Annotated in this window: 26 protein-coding genes; 10 read left to right on the forward strand and 16 right to left on the reverse strand. The window is 51.0% G+C overall.

Features of this window, described 5'->3' with window-relative positions:
• The first annotated feature begins 99 nt into the window (after positions 1-99).
• Complete coding sequence (locus tag BUA12_RS11380; RefSeq protein ID WP_072710740.1) at positions 100-1,170, forward strand: YkvI family membrane protein; 1,071 nt, start codon at positions 100-102, stop codon at positions 1,168-1,170.
• A 65-nt stretch (positions 1,171-1,235) separates the two neighbouring features.
• On the opposite strand, the gene BUA12_RS11385 is transcribed toward BUA12_RS11380, so the two are convergent.
• Positions 1,236-1,979: an SDR family NAD(P)-dependent oxidoreductase gene (locus BUA12_RS11385; protein ID WP_072710741.1), complete on the reverse strand. Its 744-nt coding sequence runs from the start codon at positions 1,977-1,979 to the stop codon at positions 1,236-1,238.
• Positions 1,980-2,117: 138 nt separating this feature from the next.
• Between BUA12_RS11385 and BUA12_RS11390 the strand changes: the two genes are divergently transcribed.
• Positions 2,118-2,717 carry a TetR/AcrR family transcriptional regulator gene (locus tag BUA12_RS11390; RefSeq protein WP_072710742.1) on the forward strand — a complete coding sequence of 200 codons (600 nt, stop codon included), beginning with the start codon at positions 2,118-2,120 and terminating at the stop codon, positions 2,715-2,717.
• 77 nt (positions 2,718-2,794) lie between these two features.
• On the opposite strand, the gene BUA12_RS11395 is transcribed toward BUA12_RS11390, so the two are convergent.
• Positions 2,795-3,961 (reverse strand): M20 metallopeptidase family protein, encoded by a 1,167-nt coding sequence (locus BUA12_RS11395; RefSeq protein WP_072710743.1) that lies wholly within the window; start codon positions 3,959-3,961, stop codon positions 2,795-2,797.
• Between the two features lie 155 nt (positions 3,962-4,116).
• Here BUA12_RS11395 and BUA12_RS11400 point away from each other — a divergent pair, with 155 nt between their 5' ends.
• Positions 4,117-5,418, forward strand: coding sequence for an acetamidase/formamidase family protein (locus BUA12_RS11400; RefSeq protein WP_072710744.1), 1,302 nt, complete (start codon positions 4,117-4,119; stop codon positions 5,416-5,418).
• 276 nt (positions 5,419-5,694) lie between these two features.
• On the opposite strand, the gene BUA12_RS11405 is transcribed toward BUA12_RS11400, so the two are convergent.
• The 4 genes from BUA12_RS11405 to BUA12_RS11420 all read right to left on the reverse strand — a co-directional run bounded on the left by BUA12_RS11405 (position 5,695) and on the right by BUA12_RS11420 (position 8,226).
• Entirely contained in the window at positions 5,695-6,351 is a 657-nt protein-coding gene (locus BUA12_RS11405; RefSeq protein ID WP_072710745.1) for a carboxymuconolactone decarboxylase family protein, read from the reverse strand.
• A gap of 119 nt (positions 6,352-6,470) precedes the next feature.
• Positions 6,471-6,770 carry a spore coat protein gene (locus tag BUA12_RS11410; protein WP_072710746.1) on the reverse strand — a complete coding sequence of 100 codons (300 nt, stop codon included), beginning with the start codon at positions 6,768-6,770 and terminating at the stop codon, positions 6,471-6,473.
• 16 nt (positions 6,771-6,786) lie between these two features.
• On the reverse strand, positions 6,787-7,014 hold the full coding sequence (locus BUA12_RS11415) for a hypothetical protein (RefSeq protein ID WP_072710747.1): 228 nt from the start codon (positions 7,012-7,014) through the stop codon (positions 6,787-6,789).
• Positions 7,015-7,161: 147 nt separating this feature from the next.
• Complete coding sequence (locus tag BUA12_RS11420) at positions 7,162-8,226, reverse strand: YsnF/AvaK domain-containing protein (RefSeq protein WP_072710748.1); 1,065 nt, start codon at positions 8,224-8,226, stop codon at positions 7,162-7,164.
• Positions 8,227-8,453: 227 nt separating this feature from the next.
• On the opposite strand from BUA12_RS11420, the gene BUA12_RS11425 reads away from it, so the two are divergent.
• The 3 genes from BUA12_RS11425 (at position 8,454) to ggt (ending at position 11,704) form a co-directional block, all read left to right on the forward strand.
• On the forward strand, positions 8,454-8,927 hold the full coding sequence (locus BUA12_RS11425; protein WP_072710749.1) for a DUF2243 domain-containing protein: 474 nt from the start codon (positions 8,454-8,456) through the stop codon (positions 8,925-8,927).
• A gap of 3 nt (positions 8,928-8,930) precedes the next feature.
• Positions 8,931-9,731, forward strand: coding sequence for a cytochrome c oxidase assembly protein (locus BUA12_RS11430; protein WP_072710750.1), 801 nt, complete (start codon positions 8,931-8,933; stop codon positions 9,729-9,731).
• A gap of 206 nt (positions 9,732-9,937) precedes the next feature.
• Complete coding sequence (gene ggt, locus BUA12_RS11435; protein ID WP_072710751.1) at positions 9,938-11,704, forward strand: gamma-glutamyltransferase; 1,767 nt, start codon at positions 9,938-9,940, stop codon at positions 11,702-11,704.
• A gap of 69 nt (positions 11,705-11,773) precedes the next feature.
• Here the strand turns inward: ggt and BUA12_RS11440 are convergent, their stop codons facing one another.
• From BUA12_RS11440 to BUA12_RS11470, 7 genes are all read right to left on the reverse strand, one after another.
• The gene (locus BUA12_RS11440) at positions 11,774-12,532 is read right to left on the reverse strand and encodes an SDR family NAD(P)-dependent oxidoreductase (RefSeq protein WP_072710752.1); all 759 of its coding nucleotides are present in this window, start codon (positions 12,530-12,532) and stop codon (positions 11,774-11,776) included.
• 38 nt (positions 12,533-12,570) lie between these two features.
• On the reverse strand, positions 12,571-13,344 hold the full coding sequence (locus BUA12_RS11445) for a serine hydrolase (protein WP_072710753.1): 774 nt from the start codon (positions 13,342-13,344) through the stop codon (positions 12,571-12,573).
• Positions 13,345-13,456: 112 nt separating this feature from the next.
• Positions 13,457-15,133: a glutathione ABC transporter substrate-binding protein gene (locus BUA12_RS11450; RefSeq protein ID WP_072710754.1), complete on the reverse strand. Its 1,677-nt coding sequence runs from the start codon at positions 15,131-15,133 to the stop codon at positions 13,457-13,459.
• Between the two features lie 149 nt (positions 15,134-15,282).
• Positions 15,283-15,993 carry a GntR family transcriptional regulator gene (locus BUA12_RS11455; RefSeq protein WP_072710755.1) on the reverse strand — a complete coding sequence of 237 codons (711 nt, stop codon included), beginning with the start codon at positions 15,991-15,993 and terminating at the stop codon, positions 15,283-15,285.
• 97 nt (positions 15,994-16,090) lie between these two features.
• Positions 16,091-17,788 carry a glutathione ABC transporter substrate-binding protein gene (locus BUA12_RS11460; protein WP_072710756.1) on the reverse strand — a complete coding sequence of 566 codons (1,698 nt, stop codon included), beginning with the start codon at positions 17,786-17,788 and terminating at the stop codon, positions 16,091-16,093.
• A gap of 252 nt (positions 17,789-18,040) precedes the next feature.
• On the reverse strand, positions 18,041-18,745 hold the full coding sequence (locus tag BUA12_RS11465; protein WP_072710757.1) for a YwaF family protein: 705 nt from the start codon (positions 18,743-18,745) through the stop codon (positions 18,041-18,043).
• 29 nt (positions 18,746-18,774) lie between these two features.
• On the reverse strand, positions 18,775-19,158 hold the full coding sequence (locus tag BUA12_RS11470; protein WP_072710758.1) for a hypothetical protein: 384 nt from the start codon (positions 19,156-19,158) through the stop codon (positions 18,775-18,777).
• A 140-nt stretch (positions 19,159-19,298) separates the two neighbouring features.
• Here BUA12_RS11470 and BUA12_RS11475 point away from each other — a divergent pair, with 140 nt between their 5' ends.
• Positions 19,299-20,558, forward strand: coding sequence for an amidohydrolase family protein (locus BUA12_RS11475; RefSeq protein WP_072710759.1), 1,260 nt, complete (start codon positions 19,299-19,301; stop codon positions 20,556-20,558).
• Between the two features lie 41 nt (positions 20,559-20,599).
• On the opposite strand, the gene BUA12_RS11480 is transcribed toward BUA12_RS11475, so the two are convergent.
• Complete coding sequence (locus BUA12_RS11480) at positions 20,600-21,487, reverse strand: SDR family oxidoreductase (RefSeq protein WP_072710760.1); 888 nt, start codon at positions 21,485-21,487, stop codon at positions 20,600-20,602.
• A gap of 181 nt (positions 21,488-21,668) precedes the next feature.
• On the opposite strand from BUA12_RS11480, the gene BUA12_RS11485 reads away from it, so the two are divergent.
• Positions 21,669-22,343, forward strand: a complete 675-nt coding sequence (locus BUA12_RS11485) for an SDR family oxidoreductase (protein ID WP_072710761.1) — start codon at positions 21,669-21,671, stop codon at positions 22,341-22,343.
• A 98-nt stretch (positions 22,344-22,441) separates the two neighbouring features.
• On the opposite strand, the gene BUA12_RS11490 is transcribed toward BUA12_RS11485, so the two are convergent.
• On the reverse strand, positions 22,442-23,965 hold the full coding sequence (locus BUA12_RS11490; RefSeq protein WP_072710762.1) for an AbgT family transporter: 1,524 nt from the start codon (positions 23,963-23,965) through the stop codon (positions 22,442-22,444).
• A 28-nt stretch (positions 23,966-23,993) separates the two neighbouring features.
• On the reverse strand, positions 23,994-25,427 hold the full coding sequence (locus tag BUA12_RS11495) for an amidohydrolase (RefSeq protein WP_072710763.1): 1,434 nt from the start codon (positions 25,425-25,427) through the stop codon (positions 23,994-23,996).
• Positions 25,428-25,709: 282 nt separating this feature from the next.
• Between BUA12_RS11495 and BUA12_RS11500 the strand changes: the two genes are divergently transcribed.
• Both BUA12_RS11500 and BUA12_RS11505 read left to right on the forward strand, forming a co-directional pair.
• Positions 25,710-25,913 carry a helix-turn-helix transcriptional regulator gene (locus BUA12_RS11500; protein WP_072710764.1) on the forward strand — a complete coding sequence of 68 codons (204 nt, stop codon included), beginning with the start codon at positions 25,710-25,712 and terminating at the stop codon, positions 25,911-25,913.
• A gap of 1 nt (position 25,914) precedes the next feature.
• Entirely contained in the window at positions 25,915-26,604 is a 690-nt protein-coding gene (locus tag BUA12_RS11505) for a DUF3169 family protein (protein ID WP_072710765.1), read from the forward strand.
• Positions 26,605-26,709 lie beyond the last annotated feature (105 nt).

Below are 26,709 nucleotides of genomic sequence, written 5' to 3' on the forward strand. Positions count from 1 at the left end.
GGTGGTTTCAAGTTTCTTACAGTTTGTAAGCGTTGTCAATAAATAACGGAGTTTTGGATATTTCAAATTAAATCAATAATTCAAATGGAGAGTGTTAAGATGAAGAACACCTTAAGAGTCGCCGGCGTATACATCGGGGCCATCATTGGGGCCGGCTACGCTTCAGGACAGGAAGTGCTCCAATTCTTTACAAGTTCGGGCTGGATCGGCACCATCGGTGCCGTCATCACCATGATCCTCTACCCCCTGCTTGGATATTACCTGATAGTGCTCGGGGATAAATGGAAGGCAACATCCCATAAAAAGGCACTTTATAAAATTACGGGCAAATACATCAGCCCGGTCATAGACATTTTGATCGTATTCTTTTTATTCGGTGTGGCGGTCGTGATGGTGGCAGGCGCAGGATCACTCGTCTCCCAGCAGTTCGGCATCCCTGCCATCATCGGCAATGTCACCTTGACGCTCCTCGTCATGCTGGTGATGACGCTCGGATTGAACAGGATCGTCACGGTCATCAGCTGGATCACACCATTCGCGTTCCTGCTGATCATCATCATTGCGATCTACTCTTTTGCAACAAGCAGTACGGAAATGGCCACTTTGGAAAGCGTGGCGACACAGCAGCTGTCCGCTTCACCCCACTGGTTCCTGAGCGCGCTGCTCCATGTCTCGTTCAATATCGTCATCGCCTTCGGCATCATCATGATGATCGGGGCGAGCGAAAAAGATAAAGTGGCGGCAAAACGCGGGGCGGTGCTCGGCGGTTTCACACTCGGCCTCATCGCGTTGATCATCAACCTGGCAGTATATGCCAACATCGATATACTGCAGTATGCTGAAATGCCGATGCTGCTGCTTGCGACTGAATTCAGCCCTGTCATCGGCGTACTGATGAGCGTCGCCCTGTTCGGGATGATCTTGAGCACTGCGGTGCCGTGCCTCTATACAGTCGGCGCCCGCTTCATACCGGCTGATACACGCAACTTCAAGATCGGTGCGGTCGTTCTGAGCCTCGCCGCGTTCTCGCTCAGCTTCGTCGGATTCACACAACTTGTGAACTTCGTCTATCCACTGCAGGGTTATGTAGGGTTCGTGCTCCTTGCCGGACTGCTTGTGAATGTGTTCAGGACAAAGATCCAAGCACGTGCACTCGCAGAACAGAGATGATTTTATAAAGAGGATGTCCCAGTATTTCCGGGACATCCTCTTATTGTATTAATTTTTGGTTCCATTCACATCTGCTGAATCAGACCGCCGTCGGCGACGAATTCAGTCCCGGTCGAATAGCTTGACTCATCGGACGCCAGGTACAGTACAAGGTTGGTGATTTCTATCGGTTCAGCGATCCGCTTCATCGGGATCATCTTCTCCATTTCCTTGACCAGTTCCCTCACGTCCTCCTGCTCGGTCATCGGTGTCCGGATCGTTCCGGGATGCACCGAATTCACACGGATGTTATGGGGCGCAAATTCCACTGCAGCCGCCTTTGTCAGCCCCCGGACTGCAAACTTCGATGCAGTGTAGGCACTATTGTTGTTACTTCCCACGATTCCCGCGATTGAAGAAATATTGACGATCGAGCCGCTCTCCGCCTTCTTCATGGACGGGAACACATATTTCATGCCGAGGAACACCCCGTCCTGGTTGATTGAAGTCGTCTGTCTGAAATCTTCCAGAGATGTGTCTTCAATCGATTTTGATACCACGATGCCTGCATTATTCACCAGAATATTAATCGGCCCAAAATGTTCCTCCGTCTCCTCGACAAGTTTCTTCCAATTCTCTTCATCCGTGACATCCAGTTCGATGAATTTGGCCTGATCCCCCAGTTCTTCAGCGGTGTCCTTGCCTTTCGACGTACTTAAATCAGCAATGACGACTTTCGCACCTTCGGCGGTGAATGTTTTAGCATGCACTTTTCCCATCCCGCCGGCACCGCCTGTAATCACTGCAACTTTACCATCCAATCTTCCCATTTTTATTCCCCCTTGTTTAATGATGAATTGTAATTATACTTGCAAGTTTATTATAATGGAAAGTAATCAAACATTTCATGTAAGCGCATTCATTTATGGACATTCATCATCAATATGTAAAATAAAAAGGGGGAGGACATGGATAAAGAAGAACTTTATCTTGACTGCAGGGTGATCAGAACAAAACGCGCTTTGAACAAGTCTCTTTTACACTTTTTAAAGCATGAACGATTCAGTGACATAAATGTCTCTGACATTTCAAAACACGCAGGGGTGACCAGAAGTTCCTTCTACAACCACTATTCAAGCAAAGGGGAACTGCTCAACTCATTAATGTCCATGAAACATCGCGAGCTGGTCTATGCATACAGAAAGCCCTTATTGAGGCAACATCCATTTTCATTCAGTCGCCTGCCTCCTTCAGAGCTGCATATATTCAATCACATTTCTCATAATGCAGATTATTATTCCACTATCCTGAAGTCGGACCTCTCCTCCATGGTCGAGACTTGGATGATCGAATCATTTAAAACAATCAACTTGGAAGAGGTCAATGTGAAGGATGATAATATCCAAAGTGATCTTTTAGCCAGCTATCTGGCATATGCAGTAGTCGGCCTGATTAAGCAATGGGTCGAGGAAGATTATAAATATGATGCTGAATTCATGAATGAACAACTGTTGGCACTCATGAAGATCCCCCCTCATAAAACCTTCCATATAAAGCTGCATAGGTGAGATTAATAAAAAATTCAAAGCGCCCTCTGATTGCAGTCATCTGAAGACCGCAATCAGAGGGCGCTGATCAATCATATCTATCTCGCCGCCGTCGCGAAGTCCACGAGGGCTTTTATTCCTGTTTTGATGCTCTTCTCCCCGAAGATGATCTCCGGGCTGTGGAGTGAGTAGCCGCTCTCCTCCACGTCTTCCATCCGCGTACCGATGCGGAATGCGGCACCGACATAGTCCTGGACATAAAAAGCAAAGTCTTCCGATCCCATGGACGGTTCTTTCAGCTCATGGTAGATTGAGCTGTCCTCCCCTGCATTGACGAATTCTTCCACGAGTTCAGGCGTGTTGAGGAGCGGCGGACAGTACTTCGTATACTCGATTTCACAATCCGCACCGGACATTTCGGTCACTTCGCCGATATACTTCTCCAGCATTTCCTTGGCTTCACGGATGGATTGTTCAGAGAAGCTCCGCATCGTCCCGCCGAAAGTCAGTTTATCGGGGATGACGTTATTCCTCTCACCGCCATGGATCTGCCCGATGGTGATGACGAGGGGGGTTGCCGGGTTGTTGAATCTTGAGACGATGCCCTGGATGAACTGGATGATGTCCGAAGCCAGGTATACCGGGTCTGCCGTCTTATGCGGATGCGCGGCATGCCCGCCCTTCGCCGTCAGTTTGATGTTGAAGCTCTGGGAGCCGGCACAGAACTGCTCATCCCTGTAGCCGATCAGCCCTTCATTCAGATTCGGCCACGTATGGTACATCACCATTTTGTCGACCGGCACTTCCAGGCGTTCCAGCTCTTCTTTGATGTACTCTGCACCTTTCAGTATCTCTTCAGCCGGCTGGAAGATGAAGACGATGTTGTATTTCAGGTCATCATACATTTCGTCGATGACTTTCGCAAAACCGTACAGGATGCTTGAGTGGATATCGTGGCCGCACGCATGCATCCTGCCTTCCGTTTCCGATTTGAACTCGAGGTCGGTCTCCTCATGGATCGGCAGTGCGTCGATGTCCGCCCGCACCGCGACATACTCATAGTCCGGGTCTTTTTCGAGCATGCCGATCAGACCGGTCTTCTCACTCAGTTCATAGAATTCTATCTTTGTATCTTCAAGTCCGTTCGCTATCAGTTTTGTCGTTTCATATTCTTTAAAGCTCAGTTCCGGATTCTTATGCAGTCTTCTTCTGAAATTGATGATGTGGTCCAGATGGTTGTCGATCACTTCTTCCTTTACAGCCATGGTCACAATCCCTTCCTTGTTCCTGAATTTATCTTCATACTTACTCTATCCGTTTCAGCATGTGTTAAACCTTAAAACAATCATATGATGAATCCCTCTTTAATGATTTAAAAGCGGGTTTGGAATATAATGAAAGATAAGAGGAGCTGATAAGAATGACTGAACAAAATTTCAGACAGACCGTCTACGTCGACCGTTTCACAGATGGCACGCTCGATCCGAATGTTGAAATGTCTTATCACGTCAAGAACCATGGAAACATCATCGCCAACACCGCTCCGGGCTGCTGGGGCCCGATGATCACGCCCGAACTGAAAGGCGGTCACGAAGTGACGCAGCCGGTGTATGTTGAAGGGGCAGAAGTCGGGGATGCGATCGCAATAAAGATCAATTCGATACGGGTGACTTCGGTTGCCACGGCTTCAGGACACGACCAGCCGATGGAAGGCAGGTTTTCCGGTGATCCGTTCGTCGCGGGCATCTGCCCGAACTGCGGTGCCAAAAATCCCAAATCCGTCATCAAAGGCATCGGCCAGGGCGCCGTCAGATGTGCCGAATGCGACGAGGATGTCACCCCGTTCAATTTCACAAATGCCTACACGATGGCGTTCAATGAAGAGAAGTCGCTCGGCCTCACGCTGAATAAGGAGGCTGCAGAGAAAATCGCCCGTAAATCGAAGGCTTACATGTGCACGCCGGAAAATTCCATACAGAACCCGGTCGTCACGTTCGCACCGCATGACATCGTCGGTGCCGTCGCGAGGGTGATCCCGTTTCTCGGACAGCTTGGCACCACTCCGGCAAGTCCTTTCCCGGATTCCCACAATGCCGGTGACTTCGGCCAGTTCCTGCTCGATGCGCCGCATGATTATGTGAAGACGCCCGAGGCACTGGAGGACAGGACGGACGGGCACATGGACATCAACCGGGTGCGTGAAGGTGCGATCCTCATCTGCCCGGTCAAAGTTCCGGGCGGCGGTGTATATCTCGGCGATATGCATGCCATGCAGGGGAATGGTGAGATCGCCGGCCATACGACGGATGTTGCGGGCATCGTCGACTTGAGCGTGAGCGTCCTTAAAGACCTCGAAGTTGACGGCCCCATCCTGCTGCCGCTCGTAGAAGACCTGCCACCAACCGCAAAGCCCTATACCGAAGCGGAAATGGAGAAAGCGCAGATCCTGGCCGATCAGTGGGGTGTGGAAAAGCTCGAAGCATCCTACCCGCTGTCATTCATCGGTACAGGTGCGACTCTGAACGATGCCACCCAGAACGGACTTGAACGGGCGGCGAAACTGCTGGATATCGAAGTGCCGGAAGTGATGAACCGCGCAACGATCACCGGATCGATCGATATCGGCCGCAACCCGGGTGTCGTCACCGTCACCTTCCTGGTGCCGAGGGATATGCTCCGCCGGATCCGGCTCGACCAGCTGACGGGACGCCATTATTCATGAGTTTTCCCGTCGTTCAACGGACAGGCCCTCCTGAGGGAGAGGTTCTGTCCGTTTTTCTTATGAGATTCCGGATGGAATGCGTCTTCACCGGGGTTCCGTCCGGAATACGCATGCATAAACGGATGGCGTTCAGTTATCGTGGGAGACTGTCCGGATATCGGAGTGAAAACAGGACAGAAGCTGCGGAACCTTTATTTCCATCCGTATAAATGAAAAAAATCCGGACAGCGGGACGTACAAACATCCTCTGTCCGGATTTCTCATTTCACATCTCTTTTATGCATCGTACGCGTTCAGTGCGTTGACACCATGCGCCATGGCAGACCCCGCCTTCAATGATGTCGCCACAAGGATCGCTTCCGCCATCTCCGCTTTCGTCACATCCAGCTTTTTGGCATTGGCCGTATGTATTTCGATGCAGTACGGGCAGCCCGTGACGTGCGCCACCGCAATGGCGATGAGTTCTTTATCCTTCCCTGAGACTTCACCCGGCTTCACCGCTTCTTTATCCAGCTGGGCGAAAGCCCTGAATGCATCCGGTGCGAGTGTCGCAAATTCACCGAGCCTGTCGATGTTCGATGCTTCGTACAGGTCGCCCCCGTTTTCGCCGTCATATGCCTGAAGTGCGTTGACGCCGTGCGCCATGGTGGAACCGGCTTTCAATGATGTCGCAACAAGAATCGCTTCTGCGACTTCCTCTTTGGATACATCCAGTTCCTTTGCGGCATTGACATGGATGTCGATGCAGTACGGGCAGCCCGTGACGTGCGCCACCGCAATCGCGATCAATTCTTTCGTACGCCTCGGGATGACCCCTTCCGCTACCGCTGCACCATCCAATGCCGCAAAGCTTTTGAATGCGTCCGGTGCAAGCTTGGAAAACTCTGATAACCTTTTGATATTTTCTTTCTGATACAAACTTTCCTGTGTCATGATTATTCCTCCTGTAATTCCAGTGCCCAATTTTCAGAATATAAAAACATCCCTAATGGATATCATATCCAAAGGGATGGTCGGACTCAACCGGAAAGGCTCCGGCGGGCCCGGATTATTTATTTTTTTTTGACAAGCTGTTTTGCCGCCTTCACTTTCTTTTTGTCGAGCTTGAGCTGCTTGTCGATATCATGTGCATAATACATATCGTTTTCCATCATATAATCGGCGATTCTCCCATGCTGGTCGATGGCCTGCCTCAACTGGCGCTTCAGTACATCACGCACTTCCGGTGATGCCGTTTCAGTGAGTGCCACAGCGTATGTGCGCACCGTTGCCTTTGCCGTCACGAGCAGCTCGGTCGCGATGATCTGGTCTTTGTTTTCTCCTGCTTTATCGAGTTCTTTAATCAAATCCATCAATACTGCCCCTTTCTTAAGGTAAAAGTTCCTGAATTTCTTTGATCGCTTTTTTCGAGTCGGTCGAATCTTTACGGATGATTTTCTTCAATTCTTTGTCTTCCGCCATCTCTTCCATCATGTTCGCTTTGAGGTATGCCGATTGCTTCACCGTCAGCACCTCATGCAGTTCAAGTGTTTCATGGACAGCCAGGTCCGGTTTTTGTGTGGACCCTGTTTTTTTCTTATTGGAATTTTTAGCCATGCTGATGCTCCTTTCATATTGCTTTGCCACTCTCTACTAAGTTTCCCCAAAGCACAGAAAATAAACAGCTTTTTCTGAAACATCCTATAAATCATGACGGCACGAAAAAGCCGGACAAAGTTTGTCCGGCCTTTTCACGATTTACATTTATCTTCTGTCCAGGTCGTCCCTGTGCCTGGTTTCACGCTCTCTGTTGTTCGTCTCTTCAATGTCCACTTCTTCACGGCGGACATCCTCGGAAATGTGTTCAGTGTCTTCCACTTTGTTCTTTTTGACGACGACTTCTTCATCGACCACATTTTCCTTCGAAACGTTGACGCGCTCTTCCTCTACAGGGATATGGATGGAATCATCGTCTCCGACTCTCTCATCCATGGAGCCTGTCGCGCGGCCGCCGTCCACCGGACGTCTTTCGATGGTCACTTCATCGCGCTCAACCGGTACATCCATTTCCTGACGGTCGGTTTCCACATGCTTATCCACGTGGACTTCACCGGTTTTGACATTTTCTTTATCCACTCTCAGACGTTCTTCCCTGAGCTCGATCCGCTCTTCATCCGAAAGCTTGTTCCACTCTTCATCCGTTACACCATAATTGTTGTTTTTCATTCTCTCATCCTCCGATACATAGTTGTCATCGTAGTTGTAATTGTCGTCACGGACAGGTTCATCAATGCCGTAGTCGGTCTCTGCGCGCCCGGTCGGCCCTGCAGGATTGTCACGGTCGGTGCCGCCTACGAACTGTTCACTCTTACCCGGTGCCGCGTCGTCCGTAACCGTGCGGTTGTCGAAATTGTTCCGCCGCCTTGCATCTTCGTCATCTGCAGGCGCCGTACCTGTCGCCGCGTCATCCTTTTCAATTGAACCATCGTTGCCTGCATAGAAGCCGCCGCCCGTCGTCCTGTTATTGACATAAAGGAGCAGTTCGCCCCTGTCAAGGGCATTCAGGAATGTGTTCTGCTCATCCTGCGTCAAATCAAGCTCCTCCATCACACGGTCTTCCGGCTCATCACCGCTGAACCATGAAGCGATCTTATCCCATGTGCTGCCGTCGGCTGAACGTACATTCACGCCCGTGTCATCCAACGCATCACCCGTTGTACCTTCGTTGCCTACGACGGTGATCATTTCATCAGTGACACCATCCGCCTTCAATTGCTCGATTCTTCTGAGTACTTCTTCTTCAGTCGTATATGTTTCAATCTTACGCATGACTCAAAACCTCCATTATTAATATTTTTAATTTTTAAGATTTCATTTAAAGTTTAAATTCATTATTCAACAGTCGATGTCTCATGCATCTAGTCCATATTTACCCACCCGGGCTTTTATTAAACACACAGCGCATGTAAAAAGAAACACCGGGTTTATCGGTTACCCCATTTGCATCGCGGGTAAAAGATGTAATATACATAGACCATGAAAGGGTGTTGTTTATAATGAAGGGAAAAAAGCGTCCGGTATCCGCCAGGCGCAAAATCATGCTGTCGGGGGTCCTGATCGGCATCGGCACGATGGCTTTGATCGATGAAATCATTTTCCACCAGCTGCTCCAGTGGCACCATTTCTTCGATTTCGACACGACGCAGTTTGGAATCTTTTCAGACGGGCTGCTCAATTCATTCGCACTGTTTGCCATCGTGGCCGGGATATTTTTATTCGCCCATGTGACCCGGCTCCATACCTACTCGCGCATGAGATGGTATGCAGGCATATTTATGGGCCTCGGCGGCTTCCAGCTGTTCGACGGCATCGTCAGCCATAAACTGCTGCGCATCCATCAGATCCGCTACAATGTGGACCTGCTGCCGTATGACATCGCATGGATCACCTCGGCCCTGCTGCTGCTCGCCGTCGGTGCCTTCCTATGGTACAGGACAAGGAAAAACGACCCTCCGGTTCAGGGAGATTAGAAGATGGAGCAGCACGGGATGGAACACTTTCATATGATACAGGATGCAGCCCTTGTCCTTGTCCTCGTTATGACCCTCGGATATCTCATGGCGATGCGCGTCTCTGGAAGGAAGTTCAAAAGATGGCCGCGGCACCGCCTGTTCTTATGGGTACTGGGCCTGCTCACTGCAGCAAGTGCATTAGCGGGACCGCTCGGTGATGCGGCACATGAGAACTTCGTCGCCCATATGTACGGACATCTGCTGCTCGGGATGCTCGCACCGATCTTCCTCGTCTACAGTAAGCCGATGACGCTGCTGCTGCGGGCACTGCCGGCCGGTGATGCACGCCTCATCAGCCGGGCGCTGAACAGCGCTTACGGAAAATTCATCACCAATCCGTTTGTTGCGTCAATACTTAATATCGGCGGACTGTATCTGATCTATATGACGGATTTGTATGTGTGGATGCATGAAAGCATGCTGCTTTTCATCATCATCCATCTGCATGTATTCCTTGCAGGATACTTATTCACGATCAGCCTGATTTATGTGGACGTCACCTCGCACAGGTATGCCTACTGGTACCGGGCACTCGCACTCATCGCCGCACTCGGCTTCCATAAGGCGTTATCGAAGCTCATCTATCAGAGCCCGCCGCCCACCGTGCCCACCGCTGAAGGACGGACGGGCGCCATGGTCATGTATTACGGCGGGGATGTCGTCGATCTGATACTGATCATCATATTGTGCTACCACTGGTACAAAAAGGAGACACCTGCACAAGGCACGGAAAATAAAAATACCAAAATGGCAAAAACCTGAACGGGCGCCCGTTCAGGTTTCTTACTGGGAATCATTCAAAGTCTTCCTCTAATCTTCCACCTCTTCCGAAATCCGTAACACCCTTCCACTTCTTCAATTAATGTGGTATTATTACAATGACGTTATCTGAAAATTGGCAATTAATTTTAAGGTGGCGGCATTTATGACGACGGAATCACTAAAACTATCATAAGGAGTGTATTTGTATGAAATCTTTCCTCAGCCGTTTTAGCATGATTTTCGCTGTAACACTTTTGACAGTTGTCACTGTATCACAAGGAGCGCTCGCGTCTTCTTTCGAACCGGACTACGGTACTGAAAATAATATCGCAACGGGCGATGACGGCATGGTCGTCTCCGCCCACCCGCTCGCTTCCGAGGTCGGACTCGATATTTTGAACTCGGGCGGTAACGCGGTTGATGCCGCCATTGCCATGCAGTATGCGCTGACGGTGACCGAGCCCATGATGTCCGGTATCGGCGGCGGCGGTTTCATGATGGTGTATGATGCCGCAACAGGAGAAACAAAAATCATAAACAGCCGTGAGCGTGCACCCGCCGGTGCCGATCCGGAAATGTTCCTGGATGATGACGGTGAACCGATGGAGTTCCAGGACCGTGTCATCCATGGTAATTCGGTCGGGGTCCCCGGCACAGCCAAGGGCCTTGAGACGAGTCATGAAATGTGGGGCACGATGGCCATGCATGACCTGATTGCACCTGCAGTCGCACTTGCCGAGGAAGGCTTCCCGATTGACGACTTTTTGGAGAGGCAGATAGAAGAGCACGCTGAAAAACTGGAAAGGAGTGCCGCAGGCGAAGTATTCTTCAGTGACGGCAACCCGCTTGCTGAAGGGGATATGCTCGTCCAGGGCGACCTCGCCAATACATTGAGGATGATCAGCGAGCAAGGCACAGATGTCCTGTATCACGGTGAAATCGCTGCAGCCGTTGCGGACACCGTCCAGGAATTTGAAGGTTCCCTTGCCGTGGCGGACATGCAGAATTATGATGTCACAATAGACGAGCCTGTATGGGGGCAGTATAAGGATTACGACATCGCAACCATGCCGCCGCCAAGTTCAGGCGGGATCTTCCTCCTGCAGATGCTCGGCATCCTTGATGGCTTCGATCTTGGACAATACGATATAAAATCTGTCGAGAAATATCATCTGCTTGCTGAAACGATGCACCTTGCCTATGCAGACCGTGCAGAATATGCAGGGGACCCTGAATTCGTCGACGTACCGGTGGAAGGTTTGCTGCATCCGGATTACATCGCTGAAAGACGGAATCTGATCAGCCTGGACTCTGTGATCGAAGAGCCTGAAGCGGGAGATGTCATGCCGTATCAGCAAGACTTTGAAAGACAGGGTGCCGTCGAGCAGCCGGACGACAAAGTGGACGGACAGACGACCCACTACTCCGTCATCGATTCACACGGCAACGTCGTATCCTACACGACCACCATCGAGCAGGTCTTCGGTTCCGGCATCATGGTGCCGGGATACGGTTTCCTCCTCAACAACGAACTGACGGACTTTGACGCGGAACCGGGCGGTGCGAATGAAGTACAGCCGAATAAACGACCGCTCAGCAGCATGACACCGACGATCGTCTTCAATGACGGCCATCCAGTGCTGACAGTCGGCTCACCGGGTGGACAGACGATCATCACCTCCGTGCTTCAGACGATCCTGAACACGTATGAATACGGACTGCCGCTTGAAGAAGCGCTGAATGAGCCGAGGATATTCACGAATAATCCGGACAACTACAGCCACGAAGAAGGCATCCCCGAAGAAGTGATCCAGCAGCTCAATGATATGGGCCACGGCTTCACTGAAGAACCGTCACCGATCGGCAACGTCAACAGCATCATGTTCAACCCTGAAGACGGCACCTACACAGGCGCCACAGATGAAAACAGGAACGGTGCCGCGTTCGGATTCGAGCTTGAAGCAGTACAGTAAATATGAATGGTCATTAAAAAAACGCACATTCCAAAATTGGAATGTGCGTTTGCTTTTTGTTCATGAGACTTACTTGACCAACCATCCACCATCTACAGGCATGATTGCGCCATGCATAAATGATGAATCGTCACTTGCAAGGAACAATGCTGCAGTTGCGATTTCTTCCGGCCTGCCATAACGGCCCGCAGGAACAGAATTGACCGACTCCATAACTGCTGCATCCCCACTTTCAAAAATCTCTTTCGTCATTCCGGATTCAACTGCACCCGGCGCAATGGCATTCACTCTGATGCCTTTATCACCATAGTCGAATGATAGTTGTTTTGTATAGCCCGCAATGCCGTGTTTAGCAGCCGTGTAAGCCGCACCGCCACCACCGGCAACAAATGCTGCGATGGATGCGATGTTGATGACGACACCTTTTTTATTATCGATCATCTGAGGGAGCACTGCGTTCGTGACGTTGTATACACCTTTAAGATTGATGTTGATGATTTTATCCCAAAGCTCTTCGGAGGTTTCAAGTGTTGGTGCATAGTCGTCAAGCACACCGGCAGTATTACTTAAGACATCAATTCTTTCAAATGCTTCAAGTCCTTCTTGAACTGCAGTTTTCACACTTGAACTGTCGGAAACATCTATCTCGACAGCTACCGCTTCCCCGCCATCTTGCTTGATTTTCTCAACAGTTTCCTGCACGCCATCAAGATTGATGTCGGCTGCTATGATTTTAGCTCCTTCTTTTGCAAATAAAACGGATTGCGCAGCACCCATGCCAGACCCTGCACCTGTAATGAATGCAACTTTGTTATCTAGCTTACCCATGTCATTACCATTCTTTCACTCTCAATTATACGCCCGCTCTACACGAAGTACTTCAGCAGTATTTTCCCCAGGTCATTCAAAAAATACCTCGCCTCGAGGTTGCTGTTCCAATCCGAGGTGAGCACGGAGAACTTCACTGTTTTATCTTTCGATTGCAGGACACCGATGTCGTGCTCGAGGTTGTCGATCGTCCCGGTTTTATTGGATACGGTGATATGATCTTCATCCCCGCCGTCATTGAGCGCCCCGCCGACCCGGTCATTGAACTGCGACTCGCGCATATGTTTCTGCATATCCAGCCGGACCGCTTCAGGGATGAATGCATTCTCTTCATATACCAGTTTCAGCGCCGTCATCATATCTTCGGCGGTGGCGACATTATACATCCCAGATGTGTCCCCCGACGTATCCATGAAATGGCGTTCAAGCATCGAATCCCTGATCCCCCACTCCTTGAATATGGCGGCAAGCTGGTCGAAGCCGACATATTCCATCAGCATGTTGGAGGCGGTATTATCGGAGACGATCATCGCAAGCACCACCGTATCCTTCACCGGCAGCACCTCCACATCATTCAGGGAATAAAGCACACCGGACCCGCCGACTTTCTTTTTGACGAGCAGCAGATCATCCCTCCCGGCATCATGTGCCTTTTTAAGCGCTGCAAGGCAGAGCGGTATTTTAATGACGCTCGCCGAACGGTGGATTTGACCTTCCTGATGAGTGATCACCCCACCCTCATGTTCGATCACGTATGAGATATTCTCAGTTGACTGTTGTTTTGTCAGTTGTGCGACTTCTTCTTTGATCATGGTGATTCCTCCTCCACCTACCATAGTAATGCAGTGGCATGCCGGTTTACAAATGACGCGTACCAAAAGATGCCCCGGCCTCAAAAAGGCCGGGGCATCTCTTCCATTTCCATCACTTGAATCTCACATCATCGATCCGCACCAGGCCGATCGGGTCGATTTCCACGCCTTCAATCTGCGAGGCATCCACGCCGATTGCAAAGTTCGGGTGCACAAGCGGAACCGTCGGTGCTTCTTCCATGATGATTTCCTGCGCCATTGAATAGGCGCCTGCACGGGCATCTTCATCGGACTCCGTCCTGCCTGCATCCAGTGCTGAGTCCAGTTCTTCATTGGCATAGAACGACCGGTTTCCGGTGGCACCGATATTATCTGAATGATAGAGCGCATACAGTCCGTTGTCGGCATCGCCGGTCACGGTCGTCCAGCCCATCGCGAACATCTCATGATCGCCCTGGGCTGTCCTGTCGAGGAACGTCCCCCATTCAAACTGCTGCACCGCGACATCAATGTCCAGTTCAGCAAGGCTTTCCTGGATGTAAAGGGCGGTATCGACGTTCATCTGATCATCCCTGACCCACAATTCCGTGCTGAAACCGTCCGGATGATCACTTTCTGCAAGCAGCTCTTTCGCTTTTTCGGGATCGTATTCATCACCTGAAAGTGAATCATCATAGCCCCATACATCCGGAGCGAGCGGATGCGTCGCGGTGATTCCCATGTTGTCATGGACACCTTCCACGATCATATCCTTGTCGATCGCATGAGCGATCGCCTGTCTCACTTTGATGTCATCAAACGGCGCTTTTTCGGTGTTGAAACCTAAGTAATCCGTTCTTGAAGACTCCTGTTCCAACAGCTCTGTATCATCACCTTCCATTACACGGTCGGCATTTGCGGAATCGACGTCCCGGACGATATGGACACCGCCGGTTTCAAGCTCCGCAAGCCTTGCGCCCGATTCCGGTATCACACGGAAGGTCACTGTATCGAAGGACCGCTCCCCACCTTGAAAATCTTCGAATATCGTCAGGACCGTTTCCTGCCCCGGGTGCCGTTCTTCGAGCATACCATGATTCGTACCGTCCGCCTCCGAACCGATCACTGAGCCGAGGTGTTCGGAGATCTCCTCCTGCACTTCCTCATACTCGCCCCCTGCGTCTTCCCTCAGTTCATAGTACTCATCCGCCGTCAGATCAACACCGGCTTCATCAAGCGCATACTGATAATCTTCATCTATGAGCGCTTTGCTGATGATCCCGCCAGTGTTGTGCGCAAGATGGCTCGGCAGCGGTGCAAATGAAAATTCCGTGTGGATAGTGACTTCATAGTCATCCACGATTTCCACTTCTTCGATCATATCAAACAGGAATGCAGCTTCCGAAGCCACCGCAGTGTCAGTCACGCGGTCGAGCGTCGCTTTGACATCTTCTGCAGTGAATGCTTCCCCGCTGTGGAACGTCGTCCCTTCCCGGAGCTTGAAGTTCCAAACATCATTTTCAACAGGCGCCCACTCTTCGGCAAGACCCGGCTCAAGTTCCATATCCATATTCTGGTTGACCAGCGTTTCGTAAATATTCATGCGTACCTGTGCTGATGCAGTGTCATTGCTTCCATGCGGATCGATCGACACGACATCATCCTGCATGGCCATGACGAGCTCCCCGGATGATCCTGAGGCCCCGTCCTCATCTCCGCCGGCTGCCTCCTCCACGTCGGAGTCGTCTGCACATGCCGAAAGCACCAATGCGGCGAGTCCGGTCATTAAAAATAATGTATATTTTTTCATTGTTTTTCCTCCTTCATCATAAACCATATAATACTTTAACACACTGACGTACTGAATGAATGCAATTTTCTAAAATTTTCGCGTCCTTTTTTTAAAAAAACGTTTCCAGCATAAAAAAGCCCCCGACTCAGGAGTCGGGGGCTTAAGGTTCAAATCAAATCCACTGTATATTTGTATTCACCATCTATGAAGTAAAAGCCGGTGTACTCGATCATCCGGCCGGCAGCATAGGCAAAGCGTTCAATATTCAACACAGCTTCCCCTCCCATCCGTCCAAGGTGTGCTGCATCCTCACCATTCAAAACGGCCGGCTGCAGCGTTTCAAACGCCCGATCGATTTTGACCGAGTGCACCCCTTCCAAAATCTGATACAGGGAGGATTCGCCGATATCCGCAACATCGAGCCCCGGGGCGGCACCGCAGGGGATGTAACTGTGCTCCACAGCCAAAGGCAGGTCATCGACAGTCCTGAGCCTGGAAACCTTATATACCTGTCCGCCTTCAGGCAGGCCCATCTTTTCTGCCAGATGCGCATCCACACTGATGCGTCCGATATGCAGCACCTTTGTCCCGTGCTGCTTCCCCTTCTTCTCAATTTCACATACGAACCTTGAGAAGATTTCAGGCAGCCGGCCGTATTCAAACGGGAGTATATAAGTGCCTTTGCCCTGTTTCCTGTCTATGATCTTCATTTCCTCGAGCCGGTCCAATGCCTGCCTGATCGTGATGCGGCTGACTCCAAACTCCTTGCATAACTGACGCTCCGAGGGCAGTTTATCGCCGTCCCTGTACTTCCCGCTGTCGATCTGCTGCCGGATTTCATTCGTCACTTTTGCATATAAATGTGCCTCGCTCTTCACCCCGACACCACCTGTCCCACTCTACAATAAAACCCGCAGTCAGACGGATGCCTAACATGCGGGTGTTCATCATGATGCAGTTGAAACTGCTTTTCGATTACTCGTTGAATGTCACGTTCTCAAGGCGGACATCACCAAGTGCATCGAGCTCAACACCGTCAACCTGGTCGGTGTCCACACCGATTGAGAAGTTGGAATGGACGATCGGCGCGATCGGCGCTTCTTCTATGATGATCTGCTGAGCTGTAGAATATGCTTCAGCACGTGCATCTTCATCCGATTCCGTTCTGCCGTTATCGAGTGCTTCGTCGAGGTCGTCATTCGCATAGAACGAACGGTTTCCGACTGCACCGAAGTTATCGGAATGATGCAGTGCATACAGACCGTAGTCAGCATCTGCAGTTACAGTCGTCCAGCCGAGCAGGTACATTTCCTGGTCGCCCTGGCCTGTCCTGTCGAGGAACGCACCCCACTCCATCTGTTCCACCTGAACATCAATGTTCAGTTCGCTCAAGCTCTCCTGAATATACAATGCCGTATCGATGATCATCTGATCATCCCTCACCCATAATTCGGTAGAGAAACCATCAGGATGGTCGCTTTCTGCAAGCAGTTCCTGCGCTCTTTCAAGGTCGTATTCCTGACCGTCCAGGCTGTCGTCATAACCCCACACATCCGGCGGGATCGGGTGTGTTGCGGAAATGCCCATGCCGTCATAAACACCTTCAACGATTGCTTCAGTGTCGATTGCAAGTGCAATCGCCTGTCTCACTCTCTCATCGTCGAAAGGTTCTTTCTGAGTGTTGAAGCCGAGGTAGTCCGTACGCAGTGATTCCTGCTCAAGGAGTTCTGTATTGTCGCCTTCCTCGACACGCTGTGCGTTGGATGCATCGATGTCACGTGCAACCTGTACGCCGCCTGTTTCCAGTTCAGCAAGTCTTGCACTCACTTCAGGGATGACGCGGAAAGTGACGGTATCGAAATTGCGCTCTCCACCCTGGAAATCTTCAAACCTCGTCAGGACGGTTTCCTGGCCGGGATTACGCTCTTCAAGCATGCCATGATTCGTACCATCAGGATTTGAGCTGATGACGGATCCCAGGTCTTCTGAAATCTGTTCCATCACGTCTTCGTACTCATCCCCGCCTTCTTCGCGCACCTCATAGTACTCATCGGCCGTCATGTCGACGTCCGCTTCATCCAAAGCATTCTGATAATCTTCATCGATCAGCGCTTTGCTCATGATGCCGCCGGTGTTGTGTGCCAAGTGGCTCGGCAGCGGTGCAAACGGGTATTCAGTATGGAGGTTGACTTCGTAGTCGCCCACGATCTCAACTTCTTCGATCATTTCAAACAGGAAAGCAACTTCTGAAGCGACTGCCTCATCGCGCACCCTGTCGAAGGTCGCTTTGACGTCCTCTGCAGTGAACTCTTCACCACTGTGGAATGTCGTACCTTCCCTCAAAGTCAGGTTCCACACATCTTCTTCAATGGCTTCCCATTCTTCGGCAAGCCCCGGAACCAATTCCATATCTGAATCCTGCTGCACTAAACTTTCATAGATGTTCTGACGCACCTGTGAGGATGCCGAGTCGTTGGAACCGTGCGGATCCAATGATACAGCATCATCCTGCATGGCGACCACGATGTCACCGGATGCGGACTCTTCAGTCGCTGCATCGCCGTCATCGCCATTGTCCCCTGCAGCGTCTTCATCGACGTCGGAATCATCCGCACATGCCGCAAGCACCAAAACAAGTACCGACATTAATGAAAGCAATAAATACTTCCTCATTCTTTTTCCCCCTATACACTTTTGTGAATATACATCAGCCTGCACATATTTATGTATGCCTTTGCATATCTTACATAAACTTTACCACAAACAATGGTCATTACCAATATAATTTTCTAATTATTTGTTTTAATTTAAATATTTATAAGAGTCTGTGTAGTATATGAAAGTAAAAAACCACGGAAAGGCCGTGGTCATGATCAATAGTTCTTTAAAAGTTGCATTGGTCAGCTTCAAATGCGCCCTCCGGATTCAGCCGTGTGATCCTCTCCTCAGACCGGGCCCCAATTTACGGTAGAACCACTCGCCCGCCTTGAAGAGGACGAGTGCGAACACGAGTGAAAGCGGGATGTAGAAGACGTCGCCCATCCCTTCGAAGACCGGCTTGTCACGCAGATAGAAGTAATTGCCCCCCGTGAGCATATTGGCGACGTATGCAGCAGCGACATACAGCACGAACCACGGGAAGACTTTCAGGCTGTCACCGGTTTTTATCTTCTGCCCATAGGCGATGATGCCGTAGAACGGCAGCAGCAGGGTGACGACGTGGTTGATGAAGAAGCTGATGCCGATGGGGTGGGTCACGCCATAGACATGGCTCGGGTACAGGAAGCTGAGCCATGCGAAAAGTCCGAACATGGCGAGCGCCCTGAAGATTTTATCGTTTTTCGTGAGCAGGAAAAGGAGACCGAGAATTGAATTGATGCGGCTGATGTGAAGCGGCAGTGCGTTGGACGCATCAAACCCGAAACCATCGCCCAGCACGAAATAGTACGCACTGTACATCAGAATCTGCTGGCCGATGATCAGGAGGATGACCGCCGCCGTGATGCCCCGCCTGTGGACCCTGACATGGGTTTTGTTCATGAAGAGCGTCAAGGCGATCGCGATGAGCCCAAGAATATAAATCAGGTGATCGATTCCGAATATGGGGATGTATTCTCCGAATTCAGCCATGGTATCCACACCTTTCGATATCACTTCAATCAGCGCGCGAGCACTTCCACATGAGTCTCTTCATCGTTGATATAGTATCTGAGCGCCTCCACATCGGTGCCGATGTCCAGTTCATAGATATGGAGTATTTCGGCCGGAGCATCATCCGGCTGCTCCACCCTGATATCGAGGAACCCCTCTTGCGTTTCTTCTACGGTCAGTTGCGCTGCACCCGGTGCGTAGAACACGATGTAATCCCCGTCGCCGTCCTGTGCAGTGATGTGCATGATGTTGGTGATCTCCTCGTTCTGGACATACTCCTGCATGTCCCCGTCAAGCGCATCAACGTCGGTCTCCACGGCCCCGGACTCCCCTATCGCCGTACAGCCAGTCATCTGGATCGAAAAGATCATGAATAAAATAAAATGCTTCATGCTGCCCGCCACCTTCATTTATTTTCATTATATCCTTTATACATTCAATTTACATCCCGGAGCAGGTATCATTCCCTTTTAAAATGATGCTCTGATATAATGACCGTGATATCATTAACGATTTAAAAGGAGTTTATTGTATGAAGAAGTTCATTAATGCGAACATATACGGTGGCACCGGGTCAACGGAGATTCTGGTCGAGGGCGGCAAATTCAAAGCGGTCGGCAAAAACCTCGGTGATGCTGCTGAAGTGGTCGACCTGGAAGGGAAACTCGTCCTGCCGCCCTATGTGGATCCGCACCTGCATCTCGATTACATCTTCTCGGGCCTCGGTGAGGGCAATGCGAACATTTCAGGCACACTTTTTGAAGGCATACAGCGCTGGAGCGACAATAAAAAGGCGCTGACCGGGGAAATGGTCCGTGAACGTGCACTCGAAGGCATCCGCAAGGAAGTTTCACACGGGGTCCAGTACATCCGGACGCATGTCGATGTGACGGACCCGGAGCTGACCGGCATGAAGGCACTGCTCAAACTTCGCGAAGCGCTCAAAGATATCGTCACGCTCCAGCTCGTCGCCTTCCCGCAGGAAGGGTTCTTCAGATATGAAGGCGGTGAGGCACTGGTGAGGAAGGCGCTTGATATGGGGGCGGACGCCGTCGGCGGCATCCCGCATTTCGAAATTTCCTACGAACATGGCGTGGAATCTCTGAAGCGCATCGTCGACCTCGCACTGGAATATGATGTGATGATCGACATCCACTGCGATGAAAATGATGACCCGAACAGCCGCTTTTTGGAAGTGCTGAACGCGCTCGTCATGGAGAAGGACTACGGCGAAAAGACGACCGCAAGCCATACATGTTCTTTCGGTGCCGTCGAAAATTCATATGCCAATAAAATGATGGGGCTCTTCAAAACGTCCAAAATCAATTTCGTCTCCTGCCCGACAGAAAACGCCCACCTGCAGGGGCGCGGGGACAACTATCCGAAACGCCGCGGACTCACCCGTGTGAAGGAACTGCTTGAGAACGGCAATACGGTCGCTTTCGCCCAGGATTCCATCGCGGATTACTGGTACCCGCTCGGCAACGGCAACATGATGAACATTTTGGACAACGGCATCCACCTCGCCCACTACACCCATATCGACGAGATCAATAAGGCGCTCGATCTGATCACGGTGAACGGGGCAAAGGTGATGCGGATCGATGAAGACTACGGCGGTTACGGCATCGCGGCCGGCAAGCCTGCGAATTTCATCGTACTCGATGCACATGATGCCTATGAAGCAGTCAGGGAGCGTGCCGAAGTGCTCGCATCTGTGCGTGGCGGTGAATACCTGTTCAAGCGGGAAGCGCGCAGGAATGAAATCGAACATGACTTTTCAAAGTATTGATATAAAAAAAGCTGTCTCGAATCGAGACAGCTTTTTGCTTTTTACAGGTCCGTCGGGATGCCGCCGGTGACGCCGTATATCTGGCCTGTGATGTAGCTGGCTTCATCCGAAGCGAGCAGTACATAGACCGGTGCGAGTTCCACCGGCTGGCCGGCACGGCCGAGCGGGACGCTCTGTCCGAATTCCGGAATTGCGCCTTCCGGCTGGCCGTTATCGAGCTGGAGCGGTGTCCAGATCGGGCCCGGTGCGACGCCGTTGACACGTACGCCTTTTTCGGCGAAATACTTGGACCATGAGACCGTGAAGTTGCCCACGGCACCGTTCGTCGCTGCGTAATCCATCATCGCCTCGCTCGGATCGAACGTGTTGACGGAAGCCGTCGTCACGATCGCACTGCCCGGCTCCAAATATTTTTCGGCAGCCTTCACCGATTCGACCATGCTGATGACATTGACTTTGAATGTATCCTCTACTTGCTTCATCGAGATGTCGGACAACTCGGTCTGTGCAATCTGCTGAGCCGCGTTCAATACGAGGATATCGAGCGCACCGAATGCTTCGACCGTCTTCTCGACGATTTCCGTCGCTGCACCTTCATCACGCAGGTCATAGGGCAGAAGCAGCGACTGTCTGCCTTCTTTTTCGATGATTCCCTTCACTTCTTCGGCGTCCTCTTCCTCACCCGGCAGGAAATGGATGGCGACATTCGCCCCTTCACGTGCGTAGGCGATCGCCGCTGCACGGCCGATGCCGGAATCGCCGCCCGTGATCAGTGCATTGCGCCCTTCAAGGCGGCCGTGACCTTTATAGGATGCCTCACCGCAGTCCGGCTTCGGATCCATCTTATTCTGGATGGCCGGCGTGTCCTGCTCCTGATCCGGGAATTTGTCCGCATGATACATTTTGCGTGGATCTTTCAAGTTGCCCATCAACTCTCATCTCCCGTTCCATTTATTTGAATCATCATTTTAAATGTGTTCACATGATTATAATTACCCTTCGAACCGTTCAAATAAACACCCCGGACGCCTGTGCGGATTTGTTGAAGCATGCCATTCAAACGTCTAACATATGAAGTGTATGGATCACTAAGATAAAGGAGCGAGATGAATGAAGGTACTTGTCATCGGGGCGAACGGCCAGATCGGCCGGATCCTCACCCGTAAATTGAAAGATCACGAAGCGCATGATGTGATTGCAGGGGTCCGTAAAGATGATCAGCAGAAAGCCTACGAGAATGAAGGCATAAAATCCGGTTTCATCGACCTCGAAGGTTCAATCGAAGATATGGAAAAAGCGATGGCTGACATCGATGCTGTGGTTTTCGCAGCAGGATCCGGCGGCCACACCGGGGCGGACAAGACGATGATGATCGATTTCGACGGGGCCGTCAAATCCATCGAAGCCGCTAAAAACGCGGGCGTCAAACGCTACATCATGGTCAGCGCAGTGAATGCCGACGACCGTGAGTACTGGTCCTACAATATGGAAGGCAACTCCATCGGTGGCTATTACTTCGCTGCCAAGCACTATGCCGATGTCTGGCTTGAAAATTCAGGGCTGGACTACACCATCATCCGCCCGACCCTACTCCTGAACGACCCGGGCACCGGCACAGTCGAAGTCTCGGAGAAGCTGAAGCAGGAAGGCAAAAAGCTCGAGATCACCCGGGAGGATGTGGCGCACCTGATCGTCGCCTCCCTCGACCACGACAACACCATCGGCAAAGCTTTCGATGCCAACGGCGGCGATACGGATGTCGATGAAGCGGTCAAAAGTCTGTAGTACAATCCAAGATGCCGGGAAGCCTTGAAGGTTTCCCGGTTTTTATTGGAATGAAAAAACCGGAGACCATGGGTCTCCGGAATGTGAGTGCGATTCGGTTAACCTGCACCTTCCAGGTATGTCCCGACGCCCGGACCGTATGGCAGGCCTGTAAAGAACCAGACTGCAAGCATGATGATCCAGGTGATGAGGAATGCGATGGAATACGGCAGCATCAGTGAAATGTAGGTTCCGATGCTGGCATTCTTGTCATAGCGCTGCATGAATGCAAGTACGATGACCATGTACGGGAAGAGCGGCGTGATGATGTTCACGGATGAGTCCCCGATACGGTATGCCATCTGGGTGAACGCCGGATGGTAGCCGAGCTGCATGAACATCGGCACGAAGATCGGCGCCTCGATCGCCCACTTTGCCGAGCCTGAAGTGATCAGGAAGTTCAGCAATGAAGTGAACAGGATATATGCAACAATCAGGCCGAACCCTGTGAATTCGATATCCTGAAGGAATTCTGCACCATTGACCGCAATCCACGTGCCAAGGTTGGACCAGTTGAAGTAGGCGATGAACTGCGCAATCGCAAATACGAGCACGATATACCCCGCCATGTCCCTGATCGCTTCGGTCATATAATACGTCATGTCTCTCCCGGACTTGATCTTACCGGTGACGACACCGAAGGCAAGGCCGATGAGGATGAAGAATATCAGTATGATCGGTACGATGCCGTCGATGAACGGTGACGGGATGATGGTGCCGTCCTCGCCCCTGAGCGGGCTGTCCGGCAGCATGATTACGGCGACGATCGTCGCCCAATAAACGAGACCTGTGATGATTGCTGTAATGAAAGCTTTCTTCGCGTTGGGAAGGTCTTCAGTGTTCTCCCCTTCGATGGCTTCCCCTTTATATTCCCCGAGCCTCGGCTCGACGAATTTTGAAGTCAGCAACCCACCGACGATCGTCAGGACGAATACCGAGGCGATATTGAAGAACCAGTTATCGACCGGTGTGACGACGAACGATTCATCGATGATCTGGGCCGCTTCCGTCGAGATGCCGGAAAGCAATGCATCCGTACCTGCGATGAACAGGTTCGCCGTGAAACCCGCCCCCGCACCGGCAAAACCGGCGGCAAGACCGGCAAGCGGATGTCTGCCGACCTTATAGAATACGAGTGCACCGAGCGGCGGCACGATGACCGCTGCAGCGTCTGATGCGATATTACCTAAAATACCGACGAATACAAGCGTGTATGTAAGCAGGAACGGTGGTGACTTCAATATTGTGCTGCGGATCGCATAGTCCAGCAGCCCTACTTTTTCAGCAAGTCCGATACCGAGCATCATCGCCAGCACAAGGCCGAGCGGCGCAAATCCAGTGAAGTTCTCGAGCATCGATGTCAGCATGAACTGCAGGCCTTCCCCCGACAGCAGGTTGCGGATTGCAAGCTCTTCCCCGGTGCCCGGGTGGATGACCGTCGTGCCAGCGAGGTTGAAGATGAACGACAGGACGATGATCAGGGCAGCAAGCATGACGAAGAGCACAAAAGGATCGGGCAGTTTATTGCCCAGGCGTTCCACGATGTCCAGGAACCTTGCGAAAATACCTTTTTTCTTAACCATGGGGACCTCTCCATTCTATATTGGTTTTTTAATTCTGCGGATTCAGGGGCGAAGGGTTGACTTCATCCGGTATCGGATTGATGTAATCATTTTTTGACCTGAATGCTTTGAACTCCGACTTCACCAGGTCCAGATTCTCCTTTGATGTAAAGAGGTCGAGGCCGGTGAGGGCCATGGCCTGAGCCGCCCGCAGCGTGCCGCGGTGCGCAAAATCACTCAAGCCCTGGGACGTCATCTGCCATGAATGGAGTGCCGTCCCGAGCGCTGCAGTGGCTGAAGTCAGCTGTGCCGTCGGCACGACCCAGCTCACATCGGCGACATCCGTCGATCCCGGGAGGATGCCCTCTCCTGTTTCATAAGCCGAGATGGATTCGGCGACGTGCTTCCCTTCGAAGTCGGAGCCGTCCCCCCTGTAGCCGAAGCTGATCAGAGGATCGATGAAGTTCTTCTGCTCGCTTTCAGGCAGCGTGTTCCAAATCTGTTCTGCGAATGCCTTTTCCGCTTCACTTGCCTCTCCGGCACCGGTTTGCACAAGGGATTCATGCAGCAGTTTCTCCAGGTGACGGTTCGGTATATAATTGGAACAGCCTTTATCGAATGTTACTTCGACTTCGGTTTCGGTCATGAGCGCCGCACCGTCAGCGATCTTCAGGATACGCTTGTAAATTTCGTCCACTTGATCCACACGCGGTGCCCTGATCAGGTAAAGTACTTCCGCATTCGCCTGCACGACGTTCGGTGAGAAGCCGCCAGAGTCCGTCACGGCATAGTGCATCCGCGCTTCAGGGATGACATGTTCGCGCAGGTAATTGACACCTGTATTCATCAGCTCCACCGCATCCAGTGCACTTCTTCCAAGGTGCGGGCTGCTTGCGGCATGCGCCGATTTGCCTTTGAACCTGAAATACACCTGATAGTTCGCGAGCGTCGAATAATTCATGATCGCATTGACCGGTGATGGGTGCCATGTCAGTGCAGCATCCACACCGTCAAATACACCTTCACGCACCATGAAGGTCTTGCCGGAACCGCCTTCCTCCCCGGGACATCCGAAGAACGTCACAGTACCCGGCAGATCATTTTCCTCAAGGTAGGCCTTCACCGCACATGCGGCTGCGAATGCACCCGTGCCGAGCAGGTTGTGCCCGCATCCATGCCCGATATCACGATCCATCGGCTGATAGGATGTCTCACCCGGCTTCTGGCTGAGTCCCGACAGTGCGTCGAACTCGCCGAGAAAACCGATCTCAGGCTTACCGGTACCGTAAGTTGCAGTAAAAGCCGTTTCGATGCCCGCCACGTCGCGGGTCACTTCAAACCCCTGCTTTTCACATTCCGCAGCAAGATAAGCTGCAGAATCATACTCTTCAAAGCGTGTTTCAGGATGGTTGAATATGTAGGCGCTCACCTCTTTGAAATAATCCTCATGCGTCTTAAGATAATTGGATATGAAATCCTGCATGGCGCTCTCCTCCTTAAAATCCGAATAGTATGGTATATAGTATAAGGCTTTTCCTGTGTGGAATGCCATACTTTATTTTTGAAATTTTCCTGTTTTCAAATAAATCTGAGTGCGTTGAAAAGATTCCAAAATAAATTAAATCACCCAAGACTTCCACTGTCAATGGAATTTTCAGTCACCAGCTCAAATCCTTTTGTCATTATGACAAATATATTAGTCATTATAGTGACTATCATGGTATAATTCCATCAGGAATCATATTAAAGTAGAGGAGCATCGCCCATGAAAACCAGGTTAAGGGAACTTCGTGCACGTAAACGGCTGAACCAGACCGAGCTTGCACAACTTGCCAAAGTCTCAAGGCAGACCATCAGCCTGATTGAACGTGAGGAATATATCCCTTCGCTGCTCATTGCCAAACGCCTTGCGAAGATTTTTGATGAACCGATCGAGGAGATCTTTATTTTCGAAGAGGAGGAATTATGATATGAAACGTATGTTAAGAATACTGATGTATGCAGTTTTAGGGTTTTTCACGGGGATTGTGATCAGCATTCTGGCCGGGAGGAATGATGAATTCAATACCGCCGGAATTTACCAGGTGACGGCACTCGTCCTGCTCGTCATCGCAGTCATTTTGATTGTTCTGAGCGTCTATCTGCACCGGCAGCTCAATACAGTATCGAAGGATTACACGAAATACATGGATATGGATTCCTACGATGTTTACCGCTACAACAAATTCAATGACCTTCAGGTCGTGGATGTGCTCATGATGGTGCTATCCATCATATCCGTTTCCATATTCATCATTCTGGAGTCGAATTTCCTGTTATTCCTGTTGGCTGCCATCGTTTTCCTGACCGCCCTGTGGCTCTCATTCGCCCATTTCGGATTGCTCCGCAGCCTCTATCCGGATCGCAGGCTGCCGAAGCCCGGTGATCGGCAGTATGCAGAAAAGTTACTCGCAGCGAGTGATGAAGGTGAGCGCCATGTCATGCTGAACGGCCTGTATAAAACGTATCAACTCGTTCAGGCAGGTTTGATGGCGGGCATCATATTATTGATATTCTACTCGGTGCTCACAGGAGAATCACAAATTTTTGCGATCATTGTGATCGGCGTCCTCCTGATCGTGGCGCATCTGAAATATTCGATTGAGATTCGGGAGAGGTAAAGTGCTCAGGCTGCTTATTCGGCCGTCGAATTTTGGCTGAATGAGCAGGGACAACGAAATTCTGCTCATTCAGGACGGGATATCATCACGAATGAGCAGGGACAA

Origin of the sequence: Lacicoccus alkaliphilus DSM 16010 (assembly GCF_900142805.1) — a bacterium.
Classification (GTDB): domain Bacteria; phylum Bacillota; class Bacilli; order Staphylococcales; family Salinicoccaceae; genus Lacicoccus; species Lacicoccus alkaliphilus.

Coding starts and splice junctions, on each gene's coding strand:
- BUA12_RS11430 (WP_072710750.1), top strand. CDS start 8,931: ATGGAGCAGCACGGGATGGAACACTTTCATATGATACAGGATGCAGCC.
- BUA12_RS11400 (WP_072710744.1), top strand. CDS start 4,117: ATGACTGAACAAAATTTCAGACAGACCGTCTACGTCGACCGTTTCACA.
- BUA12_RS11485 (WP_072710761.1), top strand. CDS start 21,669: ATGAAGGTACTTGTCATCGGGGCGAACGGCCAGATCGGCCGGATCCTC.
- BUA12_RS11395 (WP_072710743.1), bottom strand. CDS start 3,961: ATGGCTGTAAAGGAAGAAGTGATCGACAACCATCTGGACCACATCATC.
- BUA12_RS11410 (WP_072710746.1), bottom strand. CDS start 6,770: ATGGATTTGATTAAAGAACTCGATAAAGCAGGAGAAAACAAAGACCAG.
- BUA12_RS11505 (WP_072710765.1), top strand. CDS start 25,915: ATGAAACGTATGTTAAGAATACTGATGTATGCAGTTTTAGGGTTTTTC.
- BUA12_RS11390 (WP_072710742.1), top strand. CDS start 2,118: ATGGATAAAGAAGAACTTTATCTTGACTGCAGGGTGATCAGAACAAAA.
- BUA12_RS11460 (WP_072710756.1), bottom strand. CDS start 17,788: ATGAGGAAGTATTTATTGCTTTCATTAATGTCGGTACTTGTTTTGGTG.
- BUA12_RS11415 (WP_072710747.1), bottom strand. CDS start 7,014: ATGGCTAAAAATTCCAATAAGAAAAAAACAGGGTCCACACAAAAACCG.
- BUA12_RS11490 (WP_072710762.1), bottom strand. CDS start 23,965: ATGGTTAAGAAAAAAGGTATTTTCGCAAGGTTCCTGGACATCGTGGAA.
- BUA12_RS11500 (WP_072710764.1), top strand. CDS start 25,710: ATGAAAACCAGGTTAAGGGAACTTCGTGCACGTAAACGGCTGAACCAG.
- BUA12_RS11420 (WP_072710748.1), bottom strand. CDS start 8,226: ATGCGTAAGATTGAAACATATACGACTGAAGAAGAAGTACTCAGAAGA.
- BUA12_RS11470 (WP_072710758.1), bottom strand. CDS start 19,158: ATGAAGCATTTTATTTTATTCATGATCTTTTCGATCCAGATGACTGGC.
- BUA12_RS11445 (WP_072710753.1), bottom strand. CDS start 13,344: ATGATCAAAGAAGAAGTCGCACAACTGACAAAACAACAGTCAACTGAG.
- BUA12_RS11425 (WP_072710749.1), top strand. CDS start 8,454: ATGAAGGGAAAAAAGCGTCCGGTATCCGCCAGGCGCAAAATCATGCTG.
- BUA12_RS11380 (WP_072710740.1), top strand. CDS start 100: ATGAAGAACACCTTAAGAGTCGCCGGCGTATACATCGGGGCCATCATT.
- ggt (WP_072710751.1), top strand. CDS start 9,938: ATGAAATCTTTCCTCAGCCGTTTTAGCATGATTTTCGCTGTAACACTT.
- BUA12_RS11450 (WP_072710754.1), bottom strand. CDS start 15,133: ATGAAAAAATATACATTATTTTTAATGACCGGACTCGCCGCATTGGTG.
- BUA12_RS11385 (WP_072710741.1), bottom strand. CDS start 1,979: ATGGGAAGATTGGATGGTAAAGTTGCAGTGATTACAGGCGGTGCCGGC.
- BUA12_RS11440 (WP_072710752.1), bottom strand. CDS start 12,532: ATGGGTAAGCTAGATAACAAAGTTGCATTCATTACAGGTGCAGGGTCT.
- BUA12_RS11495 (WP_072710763.1), bottom strand. CDS start 25,427: ATGCAGGATTTCATATCCAATTATCTTAAGACGCATGAGGATTATTTC.
- BUA12_RS11480 (WP_072710760.1), bottom strand. CDS start 21,487: ATGGGCAACTTGAAAGATCCACGCAAAATGTATCATGCGGACAAATTC.
- BUA12_RS11405 (WP_072710745.1), bottom strand. CDS start 6,351: ATGACACAGGAAAGTTTGTATCAGAAAGAAAATATCAAAAGGTTATCA.
- BUA12_RS11465 (WP_072710757.1), bottom strand. CDS start 18,745: ATGGCTGAATTCGGAGAATACATCCCCATATTCGGAATCGATCACCTG.
- BUA12_RS11475 (WP_072710759.1), top strand. CDS start 19,299: ATGAAGAAGTTCATTAATGCGAACATATACGGTGGCACCGGGTCAACG.